The 17,484-nt window shown below is 31.3% G+C and carries 19 protein-coding genes; 3 read left to right on the top strand and 16 right to left on the bottom strand.

All coding sequences use genetic code 11. The features are described 5' to 3' along the window. Nucleotides 1-59: 59 nt before the first annotated feature. Together ATO12_RS00295 and ATO12_RS24505 are read right to left on the bottom strand one after the other, a co-directional pair. Nucleotides 60-758, bottom strand: coding sequence for a LytR/AlgR family response regulator transcription factor (locus ATO12_RS00295; protein ID WP_034237568.1), 699 nt, complete (start codon nucleotides 756-758; stop codon nucleotides 60-62). Continuing rightward, the gene (locus ATO12_RS24505; RefSeq protein WP_165583302.1) at nucleotides 755-1,717 is read right to left on the bottom strand and encodes a sensor histidine kinase; all 963 of its coding nucleotides are present in this window, start codon (nucleotides 1,715-1,717) and stop codon (nucleotides 755-757) included. The genes ATO12_RS00295 and ATO12_RS24505 overlap by 4 nt, the downstream gene beginning before the upstream one ends. Nucleotides 1,718-2,059: 342 nt before the next feature. On the opposite strand from ATO12_RS24505, the gene ATO12_RS00305 reads away from it, so the two are divergent. Continuing rightward, nucleotides 2,060-4,243, top strand: a complete 2,184-nt coding sequence (locus ATO12_RS00305; protein ID WP_131248742.1) for a DUF5916 domain-containing protein — start codon at nucleotides 2,060-2,062, stop codon at nucleotides 4,241-4,243. A 130-nt stretch (nucleotides 4,244-4,373) separates the two neighbouring features. Here ATO12_RS00305 and ATO12_RS00310 read toward each other — a convergent pair whose 3' ends face one another. From ATO12_RS00310 to ATO12_RS00365, 12 genes are all read right to left on the bottom strand, one after another. Beyond that, complete coding sequence (locus ATO12_RS00310; RefSeq protein ID WP_034237571.1) at nucleotides 4,374-5,210, bottom strand: NmrA family NAD(P)-binding protein; 837 nt, start codon at nucleotides 5,208-5,210, stop codon at nucleotides 4,374-4,376. Nucleotides 5,211-5,221: 11 nt separating this feature from the next. Continuing rightward, on the bottom strand, nucleotides 5,222-5,707 hold the full coding sequence (locus ATO12_RS00315; RefSeq protein WP_034237572.1) for an anthrone oxygenase family protein: 486 nt from the start codon (nucleotides 5,705-5,707) through the stop codon (nucleotides 5,222-5,224). Then, nucleotides 5,704-6,096 carry a DUF5367 family protein gene (locus tag ATO12_RS00320; protein ID WP_051575504.1) on the bottom strand — a complete coding sequence of 131 codons (393 nt, stop codon included), beginning with the start codon at nucleotides 6,094-6,096 and terminating at the stop codon, nucleotides 5,704-5,706. The genes ATO12_RS00315 and ATO12_RS00320 overlap by 4 nt, the downstream gene beginning before the upstream one ends. 88 nt (nucleotides 6,097-6,184) lie before the next feature. Continuing rightward, a complete protein-coding gene (locus ATO12_RS00325) occupies nucleotides 6,185-7,036 on the bottom strand; it encodes a helix-turn-helix domain-containing protein (RefSeq protein WP_034237573.1) in 852 nt (283 codons plus the stop codon). 196 nt (nucleotides 7,037-7,232) lie between these two features. Beyond that, on the bottom strand, nucleotides 7,233-7,739 hold the full coding sequence (locus ATO12_RS00330) for a hypothetical protein (protein WP_034237579.1): 507 nt from the start codon (nucleotides 7,737-7,739) through the stop codon (nucleotides 7,233-7,235). 184 nt (nucleotides 7,740-7,923) lie between these two features. After that, nucleotides 7,924-8,316: a hypothetical protein gene (locus tag ATO12_RS00335; protein WP_034237581.1), complete on the bottom strand. Its 393-nt coding sequence runs from the start codon at nucleotides 8,314-8,316 to the stop codon at nucleotides 7,924-7,926. A 158-nt stretch (nucleotides 8,317-8,474) separates the two neighbouring features. After that, nucleotides 8,475-9,149 carry a tetratricopeptide repeat protein gene (locus ATO12_RS00340; protein ID WP_081801931.1) on the bottom strand — a complete coding sequence of 225 codons (675 nt, stop codon included), beginning with the start codon at nucleotides 9,147-9,149 and terminating at the stop codon, nucleotides 8,475-8,477. Nucleotides 9,150-9,334: 185 nt separating this feature from the next. Then, on the bottom strand, nucleotides 9,335-10,090 hold the full coding sequence (locus ATO12_RS00345) for an ExbD/TolR family protein (RefSeq protein ID WP_034237585.1): 756 nt from the start codon (nucleotides 10,088-10,090) through the stop codon (nucleotides 9,335-9,337). A gap of 193 nt (nucleotides 10,091-10,283) precedes the next feature. Further along, entirely contained in the window at nucleotides 10,284-11,036 is a 753-nt protein-coding gene (locus ATO12_RS00350; protein WP_034237587.1) for a hypothetical protein, read from the bottom strand. A 167-nt stretch (nucleotides 11,037-11,203) separates the two neighbouring features. Then, a complete protein-coding gene (locus ATO12_RS00355; protein WP_034237590.1) occupies nucleotides 11,204-11,653 on the bottom strand; it encodes a hypothetical protein in 450 nt (149 codons plus the stop codon). Between the two features lie 178 nt (nucleotides 11,654-11,831). Beyond that, nucleotides 11,832-12,395, bottom strand: a complete 564-nt coding sequence (locus ATO12_RS00360) for a hypothetical protein (RefSeq protein WP_034237592.1) — start codon at nucleotides 12,393-12,395, stop codon at nucleotides 11,832-11,834. 195 nt (nucleotides 12,396-12,590) lie between these two features. Further along, nucleotides 12,591-13,046, bottom strand: a complete 456-nt coding sequence (locus ATO12_RS00365) for an energy transducer TonB (RefSeq protein WP_034237595.1) — start codon at nucleotides 13,044-13,046, stop codon at nucleotides 12,591-12,593. Between the two features lie 256 nt (nucleotides 13,047-13,302). Between ATO12_RS00365 and ATO12_RS00370 the strand changes: the two genes are divergently transcribed. Together ATO12_RS00370 and ATO12_RS26305 are read left to right on the top strand one after the other, a co-directional pair. After that, entirely contained in the window at nucleotides 13,303-14,427 is a 1,125-nt protein-coding gene (locus ATO12_RS00370; protein ID WP_034237597.1) for a helix-turn-helix domain-containing protein, read from the top strand. A 236-nt stretch (nucleotides 14,428-14,663) separates the two neighbouring features. After that, nucleotides 14,664-14,864 (top strand): hypothetical protein, encoded by a 201-nt coding sequence (locus tag ATO12_RS26305; protein WP_034237601.1) that lies wholly within the window; start codon nucleotides 14,664-14,666, stop codon nucleotides 14,862-14,864. 411 nt (nucleotides 14,865-15,275) lie between these two features. Here ATO12_RS26305 and hutF read toward each other — a convergent pair whose 3' ends face one another. After that, entirely contained in the window at nucleotides 15,276-16,658 is a 1,383-nt protein-coding gene (gene hutF, locus ATO12_RS00380) for a formimidoylglutamate deiminase (protein WP_034237604.1), read from the bottom strand. Between the two features lie 16 nt (nucleotides 16,659-16,674). Further along, a complete protein-coding gene (locus tag ATO12_RS00385; protein WP_034237605.1) occupies nucleotides 16,675-17,478 on the bottom strand; it encodes an N-formylglutamate amidohydrolase in 804 nt (267 codons plus the stop codon). Nucleotides 17,479-17,484: the final 6 nt, after the last annotated feature.

Here is a 17,484-nt window from a genome sequence, read left to right on the forward strand (position 1 = left end):
AAATCTAGGAAGAGGGAAGTAAGAACTGTTGTCAAAAAACGTTACGTTATTACTTCTTGTTATGTTAAAAAAGTAGCAAGATTGTTCCTGAAATTTTCACCAATTGGGATTTCGATGTTTCCAATTTCAATATCATTTTTTGTGTAGGCCGCAATTTTATCTTTATTAATGATATATGAGCGATGTACTCTTATAAATCGTTCGTCTAACTTTTCTTCAAAAGCAGATATGCTAGACTTGGTAATGTGATTTTCTTTTTCTAAATGTATTTTGACATAATCTTTTAAGCTTTCTATGTATAAAATAGCATTTAAGTATACTTTTACTTGTTTTCTATCTTTTCGTATATAGATAAAAGCATCTTTATTTTCCTGGGTAGGGGCAGGCTCAGAGCTACTTCCTCTTTGTAGCGTTCTAAATTTTTCTATAGCACTAAAGAAACGCTGAAAGGTTATAGGTTTTAGAATATAATCAACGGCATTTAATTCAAACCCTTCAACAGCATAATCTCTATAAGCTGTAGTAAAAATAACTTTAGGCTTGTGTACCAGGTTTTTAAAAAAATCGGTACCTTTTAACACAGGCATTTCAATGTCTAAAAACAATAGATCTATAGTTTCTTTTTGGAGTATCATACTAGCCTCTATGGCGCTACCACAAGAAGCCACCAATTCAAAATCCTCTAATTGAGACAAATGTGTTTTTATAAGTCCTCTAGCCAGCTTTTCATCATCAATTATTAAACATTTGTATGTCATTTTACAGGCAATTTTAAATGTACGTTAAAGCAATTATTTTCTTCGTTAATATCTAATGAATACTCATCAAAATATAACAATTCCAACTGTTTTTTTACATTGGTTAATCCAATAGTTTCTTTATTCGCAGAGGTCATGTTTTTTGCTATTGAGTTTGAAATATCAAACCGAATCAACTTTTCTTCTACAGCTATCTTTATATCTATATACGCTTTCTTAAGTTCATGTGCAACCCCATGTTTAAACGTGTTTTCTATAAAAGTCAACAAAATTAGTGGTGCAATGCTAACATCGGCTTCTACATTTTTATTAAAACTAATAGCTACCCGGTCATCATATCTCACTTTTTCTAAATCGAGGTAGTTTTCTATGAGTTCAATTTCCTTTTTTAACGATACATATTTGTCATTACACCCATACAGTATATAATCTAAGATCTCAGATAGTTTTGCAATGACTTCGGGAGCTTTGTCAGATTTGTCGATAGATAAAGCATATAAATTGTTTAAGGTATTAAACAAGAAGTGTGGATTTAGCTGATGTTTTAATACCGATAATTCTGTAGCTATTTTTTGCTCTTTGAGCTGTAGATAGTCCTGCTTTTCTTTATAAAAATTTGCAACGACTAATAATATTGTTGGCGTTAAAATTATGGTAGACTTACCGAAAAAGACACGAAGATCCAATAATTTCTCCCAAAAAATGGTAGTAGAATCATAGATGGCATTATCACCCGACTTAAAATATCTAGGGATATGATAATATTCGTGAAACCCCACAAAAATGATAAATACACCAGCTAATAACAACAATAAGCTTATCGCAAACCGAATATTTTTTTTCGAGATTAAGAAACGTGGGATTAAAAAATACAGGCATATATAAGCCACAATAACCTGGCATACAATATAAATGGCATAATGCTCTATAACCTCTTTATAGCCACTATAATAAGACATGTTTACAGTGCCAACAAAATAGGCGTAAATACCTAGCCAAAACAAAAAATGTTTAACTATGGGAATATTAAAAAATGTCGATGTTTTTTTAGAACTACTCATATACGCACTAAAGTACAATTTTAAAGAGGATGAGAATTAAAAGTAGCTTAAAACTGGTTTTTTGTAGCTAAAAGTAGAAATATAATAGACTAAACTTTGTTTCTTTCAAATACAACTTTCCAGACGTGAAAATTACCGCTTAGTCTATTTTTTAAAATACGAATACATACTTCGGATAGCTTTACTTCCAGAATGTGTTTCGAAATATAAACACCTTGTTAAACTTTTTAATTTAAGTAAATGAAGAGGATTGTAATTCTTTTAGTATTGGTTTTTATGATGTTTCATGCTCAGGCTCAATCTGAGTTAGGGAAGGGGAAAATAGTTTTTAGTGACAGCAGTATTCAATTAGATGGAGAGCTAAACGAACCTGTATGGAATACTTTGATTCCTGAAGGAGGATTCCTTAATTATATACCCAACAATGGAGATCTGGCGTCTAATACCACTGAAGTGAAAATGTTTCATAACGGAAAAAAATTGTACATCAGTGCGGTGTATCATGATACAGCTCCTGATGTTCAGATAGGATCTTTAAAACGAGATGATATCAGAACTTCTGGAGCCGAAAGCGATTCATTTGCTATCATTATAGATACCTATAACCAACAACAATCTGGTTATTTCTTTATTGTTAATATGGGTGGTGCATTAATAGACGCATTAGTAGCCAGGCGTAGAGATGGCTTTAACGTAAGTACAAGTTGGAATACTACATGGAATGCCAGAACTTCTACAAAAGGGAATTTAAAAATATACGAAGTAGAAATTCCTTTAAAGGCAATGGGTTATAAGGCAGGTACACCAGAATGGGGAGTTATGTTTCACACAAGAAATATTAAATTAAATGAGTGGACAACCAGCACACCAATAGATCGTAATTATAGCCAGTTCGATTTACGATTTGCTAAAACCTTTGAGGTAGAAAACTTATCTGAGAATAAATCGTCTCGATTTACTGTAACGCCATCGGTTACCATGAATCATTCAGAAGATGTAACTAATGATACCGAAAATACCAAGATAAAACCGAGTGTAGATGTACAATTTAATGTAAGTTCTTCTTTAAAATTAGATGCTACAATAAATCCCGATTTCTCACAGATAGATGTTGATAGACAAGTAACTAATTTAAGTCGGTTTTCGGTATTTTTTCCCGAACGACGTAATTTCTTTTTAGAGAATAGTGACCTTTTTACAGGTTTGGGAGTAAGTGAAGTAAATCCTTTTTATTCTAGACGAATAGGGGCGAATAACGAAATATCCTTTGGACTAAAGTTATCTGGAAATATTGCTAAAAAAACACGATTAGGAGTACTTAATGTGGCAACAAAAGCCAAAGATGATACTCCTGCCCAGAATTATGGAGCCCTGGTGGTACAACAACAATTATCCAAATCTTTTACAACCACAGGGTTTCTTATCAATAGACAGGAAACAGATGATTTTTCTTTTGCAGATGATTACAATAGAGTAGCAGGAATTAACTTAAATTATCAATCAAAAAATAATAAATGGACAGGGCTTGCAAATTTTGCAGGTAGTAATACCGATGATACTTCGGGAGATACTAATTTTTACAATCTAGGAGTTTGGTATAATACTATTAATGTATCTGGGTATGCTGGGATTAGAAAAGTAGAAAAAAATTATATTACCGATGTTGGTTTTGTACCACGGTTATATCATTATGATGCAATTTCAGAAAGCACCATACGCGATGGGTATACACAAGCGAGTGGCCGTATTACCTTCACTAAATTCTACAAAGATTCTAAAACCATTGATAATCACCGCTATTTGAATATGTATAATGAAACCTATTGGGATGATCAGGGTGATGTTACACAAGCAACCATAGGAGTAAATAATGATTTAGTATTTAAAGACCAGTCGCTTTTGTATGGTGGATTACGATATGAATATGTAAACTTAAAATATGCGTTCGACCCATTAAATAATGGAAATGCTATTAGAGCGGGTAAATATAAATATCTGGACGCTGGTTTGGGGTATGCTTCTGCCGACAATAAAAAGTTTCAATACGGTGGTAATGTTAGTTATGGTAGCTACTATAGTGGACATAAGAACCGGGTTACCATTAATGCTCAATATAGATTAATGCCTTTAGCACGGTTACAAGTTCGATATGAACGAAATGATATAGACCTAAAAGCATTAGGAACAGAGACTTTTCATTTAGCACGCTTTACAGGTGAAATTTTCTTTTCTAATCGGTTAAACTGGACTACCTATATACAGTACAATACTCAGTTTGATAATTTTAATATCAATAGCCGTTTGCAATGGGAGTACAAACCCTTGTCTTATATCTATTTGGTGATTTCGGATAATTATAATCAAGATATTATACGCAAAAACTGGGGGGTAGCTTTTAAAATGAATTATAGATTTGATTTTTAGGGATTGCTATTTGTGAACTGATTAAACTTTTCCAGTTCACAAATAGATTACATAACAATAAACTCAGTAGAACTAAGAGAGGCGAGGTGACGATCGTATGATCGTCACCCGTCTACTCGATTAACAATAGTTATTTGATTTTTGCTTGATTCCATATCCCAGTTTTAGCAGTGTCTTTTGCATATTCTAAAAATGATTTTGCTTTTCTGCCCAAAACACGCTCAATATCATTGACAACTTGTTGATTATCTGGATTCGTTAAAACATGACTAAATAAATACTCAATTAACCAAATAACATCATTAGGTATTTGCACTTGCTTCATACCATTTATATACTGTTCTAAAGTGATGTCGTAAAAATTTAAACTTCTGTTACTAGTCTTTGAAATGATATTAATGACATCCTTAAAAGTAATTAATTCTGGTCCTGTCACTTCAATGATTTCTCCATTATAAGAATCATCAAGTAAGACAGTGGCAGCAACTTCGGCAATATCATCGGCATCTACAAATGGAATTAATACATCAGACATTGGTAGTGCTATTTCTCCTGATAAAATAGGATCTAAAAAGAAACTTTCACTCCAATTTTGATTAAACCAAGAGGCTCTAATAATGGTATAATCCATGCCAGAATCCATAACAATTTTTTCGCAAGCTTCGGCCTCGACTTCTCCTTTTCCAGAAAGCAAAACCAATTTTTTAATACCTAATTCTTTTGCTAAATAGGTTAGACTTAGTATAGCTTCCTTAGCACCAGGAACGGCCAGGTCAGGATAATAAGTAACATACATTTTTTCGATACCGTTTAAGGCATTTACCCAAGTATCTTTATTATCCCAATCAAAGCTTGGTAATGCTTGTCTTGATCCAATGCGAGGTTCTATTCCTTTGTTTTTTAATTGTTCTGCTACGCGACGTCCAGTTTTACCGGTGCCACCGACGATTAAAATGTTTGTATTCATAATGTGTTTTTTTAAAATATTTTTTGAGTAAATGTTGCGATAAGTAAAAGGATAAATGAAATCATATTTGAAATGCTTCTGATACTGTGATAGTAATTCCAGGTATTTTCATAATAAGATCTAAAATTCTTTAGCTCAGTTAAGCTAATTCCGGTAATGTTCAGTGCGTCTAGTTCATTGTTTAAAGGGATATTTCCAAAGGCAGTACTACCAAAAGTGCCAATTGTATATATGATTGTTGATGCCAAGATCAACCAAAACATAGGTTTGTTATAAAATTGTAAGCATGTCGTTATAATTAATGAAATTAGGCTTCCGAAGAACACAATAAAAAATGCTGGATTTAAGATTTCTCTATTGATGTTTTGCATGGTTTCTAAGTACGTAAAATGACCTACTTTTTTAGTGCCCAGTATGACCGATACGGACCAAGCAAAGAAAAAACCTGTAGAAAGTGCATTTAATAAGACTGTTATAAAAAGAACAGAGGTTTTCATGTCTCAATTTTTTTTGTTAAATGATTTCCGAAGTACAATACAGTGAAGTAAAATTCAACCACAATAGTATAAAACATTGGGTTTCCAAAAAAATCTGAATAACTGCCGCCATTTGGAATTACAAATACAGGAACCGTTACCAATACATCCAGTGTAATAGCTACAAGTACAAAGGTAAGTGCCAATGAAGACGGTTTCATGTAATTATACTTATAGAATACATAAGTGCCTAACCATGCGCTGGGAATAATGACCAATACTAATACAATATTAGATTGACGTTCGGGATTTTCTAAAATAGGTACAGAATGAGATAAGAGGTAAAAACTAATACCTAAGATCCAAACCACAATGGCACATATAATGCTAAATAATTTTTTACTAATCATAATTTTGATTTTAAATTATGTAGCAAATCTATAGTAGCATTAAACCAGTAACTTATCCAGAAAGAATTATGATTTATTCGAAAAGAATTTATACTTGACTTGGTCTGTAGCCAAACTTTTTTTCGAAAGCGTTAGAGAAAGAACCTAAACTATCATAACCAACAGCCCAAGCAGCTTCTTGTATAGTTTTTTGTTCGTTTTTAATTAAGTTGTAAGCTTTCTTTAAACGTTCGTTTTGTAAATATTTAAAAACCGGAACACCAAACTGTGCCTTGAATTCTATTTTTAGTTTATTAGTGTTGATTCCAATTTTATGAGCCAATTCGGTTAAGGAAGGTGGGTTTTCTAGATCAGAAAGTAATATTTCTTGTGCAAGATTTATTTTCTCTAGTAGCGAAGTATTTATTTCTTTTGATTTTTGAATAGTCAATTGTCCAAAATAGTGAGACAATAAAGCCGTTATATGACTTTTGTAAAACATCATTTTAAGACTGTCTTCATATTTATTGTTAAAGAATTGTTCGACCAATAAAAACATTTCTGGGGTCATATTAAATACTGGCCCCTCAACATAATGGTCTTTAGGGTATACCAGCTGGTGCAAAAATTGTTCAAGAAATAGACCTTCACCATTTGGTAATTTGTCTAAGTTTTTAATAGTGGTCGCTATTACTAAACATTGCAATGGCTTTTGGGTAGAGACATGGTGCTCAAATTCAACTTTATCATCAGCATAAAATGATAAAACCATGCCCTTAGTATGATGAAATTCTTTTGTTTTCTTATCATATTTAACTTTTAGGCCAACATCTCCTGCACCGTAAAATGCGATAGCAATAACTGGTTCGTCAAAAAAACATGAATCGATCAAATTGTTATAAGTAGAAGCTTCTTCCAATAAAATTGTATAATCGTTTATGTCTATTATTTCACGATTCATTCTTGTATTATTATAATTATTGTTAACGTTTAATATATGTGTTGTAGCAAGGCAAAATGTTATCCTGTTTTTCGAATTTTCTTGCTCATTAGTTGCTAACTTCTACTTTCTACAAGCATTGCGCTGAACCAAAAATATAATAATCTTTCGATTGATAACTTTGCTGCTATGATCATATATATAGTGTTACCAACTGTTACTTTTTCGATTCTACTTTTGATTCCAAATAAATTTTCCCATCTACTTCGAAGACCATAATCATTTTTAATTCCAAATCAGAAAGGTCATCACAACAAATTCCGTATTCATTTTTTTCAGAATAAATTTCGGAATATGCTTTACTTAGTTCAATTACAAGGTCTTTTCTATTAAATCCATTATCATTCTGTATTTCGTAGCCAATTTGTTTTTTCAAAGGGAAATCAATAATAAGTATGGCTTTGGTACTATCAGTAACTGATATATCAGCACCATATAATTTTTCTAATTCTGGATTAGCTAAGTTTATTCCTCCAACTCCTCCTTTTTTACGAATATATCTTTCACCGTTTTCTCTTTCTATCTGAAATGGGTTTGTAGAGACAATCATTCCACCATACATTAAATCAGGTTTCTCTATTTCAAAACTTTTATCTAATATTTTCTTTTCTCCACAACTAATAATGCATAGGATTATAAACGCTAATAAACTATTTTTTTTCATAATTGTGGGTAACGTTTAGCATATGTGTAGCAACAGAGTAAAATGTTACTTCTGTGTTTGGTCTTTCTGCACATTGGTTGTTAACTTTTCTTTGGAGCAAGTATTACGCCTAACCAAAAATATAGAAACCATTCTATTCATCATTTAACTGCTATGATCACATATATAGCGTTATGTGCGTTTTTTATTTTTCACCTAAAGAATTCAATTCTTTTTTAATAATTGATTTTTCTATTTCCTCAAAATTAACTTTTTCGATCTTTAGGTCGGAGATAAATCTAAAAAAGGAATCCGTTTTCTGATCAGCAGCATACCAGATATAATTAGTGTTATTTTTAAATACATCAAATAACAAAATGCTCTTCTTTTCGATATCAAGATTTTTAGATGTTTCTCTGTAAAACGAATCTAATAATTCGTCTAATTCATTCCGTTCTAGAGATGAGAATTTTCCTCCATCATTTTTAGTTTTCGTAATGGTGTATCTTTCGTTAGTAGTTGCATTTTGCGAAACAGATTCTTTACATCCAAATATCAAGATCAAGACTGTAAAAATAAGTGATATTTTTATTTTCATTCGATACTTTTAATTACACATAACGGTCTCGTATAACCGTCAGTTACGGGTCTAAAGTTACTATTTTTCGGTTAAGCACAGGCATTAGCAATTCTGAGTGGATTAGGACGTAGTCGAATCCGTCGTAATTGCGGTTATACATTGTTGCCAACAGTATTTTATTTCCCACAATGTTTTTCGAATTCCGATTTTGCCATCTCATCTCCTAATTCAATAGCCTTTTTATATTGCTCACAAGCCAATTTAGTATTTCCAGTCATTAATAAACAAGAACCAATCATATAGTAATTGTCGGCAAGTTCATAATCATTTTTCAGACTATTATTAAAATCAGAATAAGCTTTTTCATAATCAAGTAAGCCATAATGAACTAATCCACGATTATAATAAATTTCTGCACTTGGCACATCGAATAAGCTTTTCTCGATAAAACTATTCGGTTCGTAGTCGATTGTTATTAATTCTCCACCTTTGGTCTGAAATGCTAAATCATAAAATTCTTTCGCTTTTTTTAGATTTCCTGATTGTCGATAACTATTTCCAATGTTATAAGTTGCTAGAGTATTTTTAGGGTCTAATTCCAACACTTTCTGATAATCAGAAATTGCACTTTCGTAATTTTTTAAACTTGATTTATAAGCTCCACGATTAATATATGCTCCAAGATATTCAGGGTCTTTTTCGATTGCTTGATTCAGAATTTCGATTCCTTTTTCATACTGTCCGATTTCGTCATATTTTTCAGCTTCTATTAGTAATTCTTCAGCTGATTTTCCACAACTTGACAAAAGTAAAATTGAAATAAATATTATGAAGTTTGTTCGTATTCTCATAATGTTGATTCAAATTGTGCCTAACGTTTAATATAAGTATCGTAGCAGGGTAAAATGTTACCTTGCTTTTCGATTTTTTTGCGCAATGGAGTTATTTTTTCTAATAGACATTGCTCCGTTACAAATATACAGGAACTTCTGGAGTATTATTTAATTGCTATGATCACATATTGTATTACCAATGACTAATTTGATTGATATTCCACTTTAGTACTATTTAAATCGTTCAATTTGGATTTTATATCAGAAATCATACCCATACTGGAATTTCCATTAACTTTTAATTGGAAAGAATAATCTTTTAGATTTTCATTTTTCACTAACTCTAATATTTTTGTGGTTAAATTTTCGATGTCAACTTCTTTTTCGTTTAGAAGTATTACATTGTCATCACGTATTTCAATTTTTACAATATTCTTATCTAAATTGTAAGAAAAATTCATTATATAAAATACATAAAGAGAGAACGATTTATAAAGTTCACTTTCAAAATCTTTTTCTGATAAATTGTTGGTAAAAGCAGAAGCTAAATCAGAAGGTTTATATTTCTTTTTTTTGTGAATATTGTCTAGGGAATTATATATCTGTTTTAATTTACTTTTTACAAGTCTTGGATCATTTTTCCTTGAATAAAAACACTCAATGAAATCCTCATAATTGGTTTGGTCAAGTTTTTCAATTTTATAATCAAATCTTTCAGGAAGTTTAAATTCGTCATTTAAAGTTTCAAATACACTGAGGTAACTTTTTCCAGAACTATTTTTAAGAAATTTGTTTTGTATCAGAAAAAATTCAAATTTCAATATCTCTGATCTGAAATCAATCCCATATTCACCATATTTATTTTGAATACATTCTGTAATTTCTTGTTCTATTTTTTTTTCTTGAATTGAATTACAAGATAGCAAGGATAAAAAAATAAATATTATGGTTAATCGCATTCTTTTTTTTAAATAATTGTAACGTTTAATATATGTGTTGTATCGGGGCAAAATGTTACTTTGCTTTTCGATTTTTCTGCGCAACGGTAGCTAATTTTTTTCGAATAGACATTGCACCATTACAAATATACAAGAACCTCTGGAGTATTACTTAACTACTATAATCACATATATAGTATAGCCACCAGTTATTTTATTCTTTTCTGTCATAATCATCAGGAAGTTGTATTGCAAATTCCTTCATTTTTTCTCTGTCAATTTTATCCGTGATTTCATAGTTATCTCGGTTAAGAAACTGAATCATAATCGGATAGTTTTCCTTGTTATTAAAGCATTTTAATTGACTTTCATTATATTCAAAAATGTTAAAAACCCAATAGTTATGTCGCTCGTATCCGGTTAAGTTCATTGTTATGATTTCAAAATTTCCATTTCCGTCAAAATCTCTCTCGACTCTGTTTCCATCCATCATGTCTGTGAAGGAAATCTTTATGAACTTCTGATCCTTAGTTTGGAAAAGATATATTACCCTTACGTTTAGTTCAGCAATTCCATTACCCATATAGGGAACAATAATCTTTAAGTCTTTTAGACCGTCACCGTTGATATCTACAACACGAATTGGCTCGTGTCCAATGTTTAGGGAAGAAAAAAACATTTGTTCTGTAATTTTTTGAACCTGCGTCTTGTTACGAAAAACTCGAATAACTGATGGATTATCCCCATTAGACGTAAACGAGGTCAATTGAATTGTCAGTGCATCCTTATTATCGAAGAATTGATCAATTTTTAAAGTAGAATTGATTGATTGTTTTTTGGTTGTCCAGTCATATAATTTCCAGTCTTTGTATTCTAGGTATGTCGGTGATGGGTATTTCTCAAACGGATATTGGCCGAATGTTAGATAGGTCGTTAGGATAAATAATACGGTCGAAATAGTTCTCATTTTGTAATTGGTGACAACGCTCCAAATAAAAAGATGTTTTATTACTTTCAATTTTTTTGCACATTGGGTGCTAACTTTTACTTTTTGTAAGTAATGTGTCTTTGCAAAAACACAAGAACCATTCGATTGACCAATTAGCTGCTATGATCACCTATATAGTGTTATCATTATTTTTTTAGATACAGAAGACGTATCATTATGTGCCAGAAACCATAGTAGTCAATTTTTTTATTCAACAAAACATCTATTGAATTCCTATCATGATTATTTATAGTTAATACTTCGTATTCAAACTTCCGAATCATTCTATTCGGTTGATTTTTTTTTGCTTTCTCAGATTCTGATTTTGGGATTTCGAATCCTTTAATTTGTTCGATTCCAATTAAGTAGAACTTCTCGTTTTTAATGGCTAGCTTTTTCGTTCCTACGATTAACCAGTCACCATTTCGATGCCCAAACTTAACTATTGGAATTCCAAATTCAGATTGATCAATATTGCTTTCGAATTCTTTTTTAAAGCTGTTGGATAAGTCATCATATAAAAATGAATATTCTGTAGGTATTCCATATTCCACAGCTTTCTCACTTATATTCTTTTTGATTTCTAAATCCGTCATATTTAATTAATGATAACGTTTAATATATGTGTCGTAGCAGAGCAAGTTGTTACCTTGCTTTTCGGTTTTTCTTGCGCATTGATTGCTAACTTTTACTCTCTGCAAGTATTGCGCCTTACCAAATATACAGAACCTATCGATTAATCGCCTAGCGACTATGATCACATATATGTTGTTGTCACACGTTTTTTATATTTTCTTTCCAGTTCGCGTTATGTTTTTTTAACGGTTTAATCGATGTAAAACCAGGATCATAAATTAAGATTATATCTCTATTAGAGTAAAATTTCAGGTCGTAAGCTAACACACACCCGATTAGGATTTCTTCCGGAATAATATTGTCAATTATCTCAATTATAAATTTATTACCCTTAAATCTAGTCTTCTTATTTTTATCAAAATATCCAATTTGTTGATTATTCAGGAATATTGAAATCAAATGTCCTTTTTGTGGGAAAAAGCTAATTTTTTTAGATTGATAAAATAAATTATGTTCTAAAAAAGAGTCACTTTTAAATTGGTAGTTTGAAGCTTTAAAAGTCAAATTAAAGTTTAAAAACTTAGAGTTTGTCCTTTCATCTAAAACCTTTAGAACTCTGTTTTTATTCAGGTCATAAATATCTGTTTTATTATAAGGGAGTAAAATATTAGATTTTGAATGATATTTTAATTTTCCATTGACTTTGACATCATATTTGAGTCTTATGATCCCTTTTTTAGATTTGTCAATATTAATTATCATTTTTTATTCTTCAATAGGTGAAAACGTTTAATATATGTGGCGTAGCAGAACAAATTGTTACCTTGCTTTTCGATGTTTTGCGCATTGGTTGCTAACTTTTCTTTAGAGCAAACATTGCGTCTTACCAAATATACACGAATCTATCGATTAATCACTTAACTACTATGATTACATACTTGGTGTTATAGCCTTTTTTTAAAATGTATAAAAGCGAACAAAATGCTTATATTTCACATTTACAGCTTTTCCGTTATTCATACCAGGAGACATTTTGGGAAGCAAACTAAATATTTCATAAACATTATTTATAGCTGTTTCTGTTGGTCCATCCACTTTTATGTTTTCAATTTCTCCGTTACTATTGATTATAAATTCAATTTTAATCTCAACTAGCGTTCTAGACTTAAATTCCTTTGAGATCAGTTCTGTATTTAATTTTAGGTGTATAAAGCCGTTGATTTTGTCTTTTGTACATTTTTTATTTTTTTCCTCTTTCTTTTTTCTTTTACAATCGTTAAAGAGTGGAGCAATTTCAACATCTTTCCACTCAATAAATTCGGTTTGAGTTTTTTCCTTTTCGTCAATTATTTCTTGAGATTTAATAGATAAAATTGTTAAAATAAAAAGGAGAACTGATAATTTTATTTTCATATTTAATTAATGATAACGTTTAATATATGTGTCGTAGCAGGGCAAAATATGACCTGTCTTTTTAACTTCTTGCACAATGATAGTTAAATTTTCTTTTCTGCAAGCATTGTGATTTATCAAAAATATCGATTGATTACTTTATTGCTACGATAATATATAATGTCACCACACATTTTTAGTTCATTTCCTATTGAATGTATAGTTCCATATTATCTCTCATTTTTGTTATTTTGTATCTTTAAAACTAATCAACTACATGTTTTTTATTATTGGAATTTTTATTGCTGTTTTCCTTTCATTGCTGTTATTAATAAAAAAGAAAAAATCGCATGCAGATAAAATTCTTGTCATCTGGCTCATTTTAATTTCTGTGCTTCAAATATTTCGATATTTTTTAAAATCAGGCTATTTTTTTGAGCACCCAAATTGGCTTGGTATTGAGTTAGCTTTACCGGTACTACACGGAGTTTTGTTGTATTTTTATGTTATTGAAATTACAGGAAATACCATTAAAAAGAAAAGTACTGCATTTCTACATTTTCTTCCCTCTATCATTTTAATTTTATTAACCATACCTTTTTATCAATTAACCGACGAACAGAAAATATTTGTTTATCAAAATGGAGGCAAAGGTTTTGAATGGTTTGTAATGATAGAAGGATTAGTAGTAGTAATCTCGGGTTTGACTTATTCTATTTGGTCCTTAATAGTCATAAATAGACATCAAAAAAATATTAAAAACATATTTTCGAATATAGAAAAAAAGGAACTTCAATGGTTAAAGCTTTTATCAATTGGTAATGGAATTATATTCATTTTAGCTCTTTTTTTTGAAAATGATGTAACCTATACAGCGATAGTTGTTTTGGTTCTCTTTATTGGTTTTTTTGGAATTAATCAATTAAATATTTTTTATTCTAATATTGATGTGGTTAAAATACCTGATAAAGAAATAAACGTAGAAAATCAAAAGGTAAATACGAAAGAAGTTTCTAAGAAAAGTGTTTCAAAAGGAAAATATGCTAAGTCTGGGTTAAGTGAAGATATGGCTTCAGAAATTTATACTAAGCTAAAAGATTTAATGGAGAAAAGTTCATGTTATAAAAACCAAGAACTCACATTAATAGAATTGTCCAAAAAATTAAACGTGCACCCTAATCATTTATCACAGGTAATTAATAAGATGGAAGGTAAAAATTTTCATAACTATATTAATTCTCTTCGAATAAATGAATTTATCAGGATGGCATCCATTGAAGAAAATAAAAAGTATACAATGATTTCTCTTGCTTATGATTGCGGGTTTAATACAAAATCTACATTCAACAAGCATTTTAAATTACAAACAGGAAAAACTCCAACAGAGTTTTTCAATTCTTAACTTGTTTTTTTGTAAATAATTAGTTTATGCCTGTAAATTCTTACCTCTTATATAACAAATGTAATTCTCTGAGAAGCACAGTAAAAATGTGAATTTTCAGTATAAGCTTATAGGCACGTACCTACATTTTTATTACCCTTGTTTACTTGACCTTTTGATATTTAAAATCAACACATCTTTGTGAAAAAAATAGACGGTATGAAATAGTTCATTCGTTGACATAAAATTTTATAATAATGAAAACAAAGAGAGTTTATTTATCTATTATGGTTTTTACTGTATTTTTTATATTGAGTTCATGTATTAGTACTGATGACGATTTTATCGAAAGAAATGATGATGATGGAGATGGTGTAATAAATGTTATTGATGAATGTTCTCGAACACCAAAAGGAGTTGTTGTTGATGCAGTGGGATGTCCTGCTGAGGAAGATTGATGATTTGTTTTGATAAACATAAAATATACTTAAGAACATTGAGGCTTTTGATACACTTAGAATGATAAAATTTCAGATTAAAAAACTATGCTCTATAGCTATTCAATGAAGTGTTAAAATCATATTTTTTAAACATTAATTACACCTATTGCGGAAACCCGTAAGAATCGTATTATTTAGTACAGTATCTTTATACTAAGTTGAGTTTATATGATTGTAATTTAAGTGGTTAAATGTGTAAAACCCTCTAGTGAAATCTTAGAGGGTTTTATATGTGAAGTACCTATGTAAAACCGTTGTACATCTAAATGCTTTCTCTATAATCTTATTCTCGATACACTACACCCAAAAGCGAGACACTCGAAAAGCTACTCTCAATACCTCATAACAGGTGTTATGTAATCAGAAATATTACCTGTTTTTTAAAGCAGTAATGGTTTTGGCAAATTTTTCTTTTATCTCCAGATACTTTGTATGATTTTGGTTTGTTACAATCATTTTTCCATAAGCAATAGTTCCTAATTGCATATTAGAATCTGTAGCATATACTATAGTCGATGCCAGGTTTTGTGTAGCAGTAGTCGCTAGTAATGGTGATGAAGCATCAATAATACAGGCATTTAGCGGTTCTCCGACTTTAAAGAAATCTGAAGTAAAATTATTCATCGCTTTTCTTCCTGTTTTTGTTGCCATTTCTATTGCGTACATTCCAGAATCTCCTTGTTGATGAGAAGAGTAGGTGTTTCTTTTATGAGAAATTAAACGTTGCCCATAATCCAAAATACGTAACTCTTCTAATGGATTTAGCCCTACATGACTATCGGTACCAATACTCCATTTTCCGCCATTTTCCTGGTATTTCCTTAACGGAAATAATCCATCACCCAAATTACCTTCTGTACTGGGACAAAGTACTACATTAGCCTTGCTTTTTGCAATTCCATCGATTTCGTGATCCGTTAGATGTGTTGCGTGTACCAGGTGAAACCTGTCATTCATATCTACATGATCCAATAGCCATTCTACAGGACGTTTTCCCAGGTATTTTACAGAGTCTTCGATCTCTTTTAATTGTTCTGATACATGAATATGAAATGGAATATCCTGGGGGCCGGATTTTGCAATCTCTGCAATATCAGATGGTTCAACTCCTCTCATCGAATGAATACCAACCGCAATATTAGCATGTTGATAGTGCTTACAAGCGGCTTTACTTGATTCTAATAAGGTTAGATACTCATCAATCGTAGGAGAGATAAATCTTCGCTGTCTATCGTTTGGTTCTTGTCCAAAACCACCTTTTTGATAAAAAATAGGAATTAGGGTAATCCCTATACCCACATTTTTGGCTGCAGAAATAAGACTATTCCCCATTTCTGAAAGGTTAATGTAGGGCACTCCGTTTTTATCGTGATGTACATAATGAAACTCGGCTACATTCGTATATCCATGACGCGCCATTTCTGCATAGAGCATGGTTGCTATGGCTTCCATTTGCTCTGGGTTCATCGTTAATGCCAATTGATACATCGCTTCTCGCCATCCCCAGAAATCATCTGGGGTAGAAGTCGTGTTTTCATGTCTTTCTGCCAAACCAGCCATTGCATATTGAAAAGCATGAGAGTGTGCATTTTGAAACCCGGGAATCGCAAAACCATCAATGATTTCATTGGATTTTTGTAGTGGATCAAAAGAAGAAATATCGGTAATGATACCTTCGTTATTCACAGTGATTCCTGTATGTTCTTTCCAGCCGGTATTTTGTAATACTCCCTTAAAATGATAGGTTTTCATAGTGTGTTTCAGAATTTTATTGCTGTAGCGTCTCTATCAAACGCTCCATGGTGTTTTGTAATACGTGTTGTACCTCTTTTGCACGATCTTGATTATACGTAACTTCATTATCGTCCATATATAAAATCTTATTCATTTCGAGCTGAAGCGTATGAATGTTGTTTTCCGGATTTCCGAAGTAACGGGTAATGTGCCCTCCTTTAAAAGGAGAGTTGTGATTTACTTCAAAAGGTCCTGATTTTAATCCGTCTAGTGCAGCCGTAATAAGTTCGGGCGATGCCGTTTTCTCATCGTTATTTCCCAAAATCATATCGGGAAAAGGATCTTTTTGTATAGTGCTTACTTTATGACGAATAGAATGTGCATCCCAAAGTAATACCTTGCCAAACTGCTTTTTTCTATCTTCTATCAGGGTCTTAACCTGCTCGTAATAGGGCCAGTAATAGGTATCTAATCTTCTTTTAATTTCGGTTTCATCGGGTTCGAATTCTTTGGATTTATAAATTTTATTACTGTAGAAATCTGTAACAGGAGTATTGCTGGTAATAAGCCTGTTATCGTTATATAGCGGTACACTTTTGGGATCTCTATTAAGATCGATAACCCATCGGCTTAGATTAGCTTTAATCACAGTAATTCCCATAGCAGGTGCAAATTCATACAACCTGTGTACAAACCAATCGGTATCATCAAGATGCTTACGCATTCTTTTTTTATACTGTTTTTTTATCCCTGCAGGAAACTTTGTTCCCGAGTGAGGTACACTTATAATTATAGGTACTACTGGTGCTTCGGCTTCTGTAATCTTAAATAGATTCACACGTTT

The organism is Aquimarina atlantica (assembly GCF_000626715.1).
In the GTDB taxonomy this organism is placed as follows: domain Bacteria; phylum Bacteroidota; class Bacteroidia; order Flavobacteriales; family Flavobacteriaceae; genus Aquimarina; species Aquimarina atlantica.

Excerpts from the sequence above, each read along its gene's own strand:
- ATO12_RS00295 (WP_034237568.1), bottom strand. The coding sequence starts at position 758 with ATGACATACAAATGTTTAATAATTGATGATGAAAAGCTGGCTAGAGGA.
- ATO12_RS24505 (WP_165583302.1), bottom strand. The coding sequence starts at position 1,717 with ATGTCTTATTATAGTGGCTATAAAGAGGTTATAGAGCATTATGCCATT.
- ATO12_RS00305 (WP_131248742.1), top strand. The coding sequence starts at position 2,060 with ATGAAGAGGATTGTAATTCTTTTAGTATTGGTTTTTATGATGTTTCAT.
- ATO12_RS00310 (WP_034237571.1), bottom strand. The coding sequence starts at position 5,210 with ATGAATACAAACATTTTAATCGTCGGTGGCACCGGTAAAACTGGACGT.
- ATO12_RS00315 (WP_034237572.1), bottom strand. The coding sequence starts at position 5,707 with ATGAAAACCTCTGTTCTTTTTATAACAGTCTTATTAAATGCACTTTCT.
- ATO12_RS00320 (WP_051575504.1), bottom strand. The coding sequence starts at position 6,096 with ATGATTAGTAAAAAATTATTTAGCATTATATGTGCCATTGTGGTTTGG.
- ATO12_RS00325 (WP_034237573.1), bottom strand. The coding sequence starts at position 7,036 with ATGAATCGTGAAATAATAGACATAAACGATTATACAATTTTATTGGAA.
- ATO12_RS00330 (WP_034237579.1), bottom strand. The coding sequence starts at position 7,739 with ATGAAAAAAAATAGTTTATTAGCGTTTATAATCCTATGCATTATTAGT.
- ATO12_RS00335 (WP_034237581.1), bottom strand. The coding sequence starts at position 8,316 with ATGAAAATAAAAATATCACTTATTTTTACAGTCTTGATCTTGATATTT.
- ATO12_RS00340 (WP_081801931.1), bottom strand. The coding sequence starts at position 9,149 with ATGAGAATACGAACAAACTTCATAATATTTATTTCAATTTTACTTTTG.
- ATO12_RS00345 (WP_034237585.1), bottom strand. The coding sequence starts at position 10,090 with ATGCGATTAACCATAATATTTATTTTTTTATCCTTGCTATCTTGTAAT.
- ATO12_RS00350 (WP_034237587.1), bottom strand. The coding sequence starts at position 11,036 with ATGAGAACTATTTCGACCGTATTATTTATCCTAACGACCTATCTAACA.
- ATO12_RS00355 (WP_034237590.1), bottom strand. The coding sequence starts at position 11,653 with ATGACGGATTTAGAAATCAAAAAGAATATAAGTGAGAAAGCTGTGGAA.
- ATO12_RS00360 (WP_034237592.1), bottom strand. The coding sequence starts at position 12,395 with ATGATAATTAATATTGACAAATCTAAAAAAGGGATCATAAGACTCAAA.
- ATO12_RS00365 (WP_034237595.1), bottom strand. The coding sequence starts at position 13,046 with ATGAAAATAAAATTATCAGTTCTCCTTTTTATTTTAACAATTTTATCT.
- ATO12_RS00370 (WP_034237597.1), top strand. The coding sequence starts at position 13,303 with ATGTTTTTTATTATTGGAATTTTTATTGCTGTTTTCCTTTCATTGCTG.
- ATO12_RS26305 (WP_034237601.1), top strand. The coding sequence starts at position 14,664 with ATGAAAACAAAGAGAGTTTATTTATCTATTATGGTTTTTACTGTATTT.
- hutF (WP_034237604.1), bottom strand. The coding sequence starts at position 16,658 with ATGAAAACCTATCATTTTAAGGGAGTATTACAAAATACCGGCTGGAAA.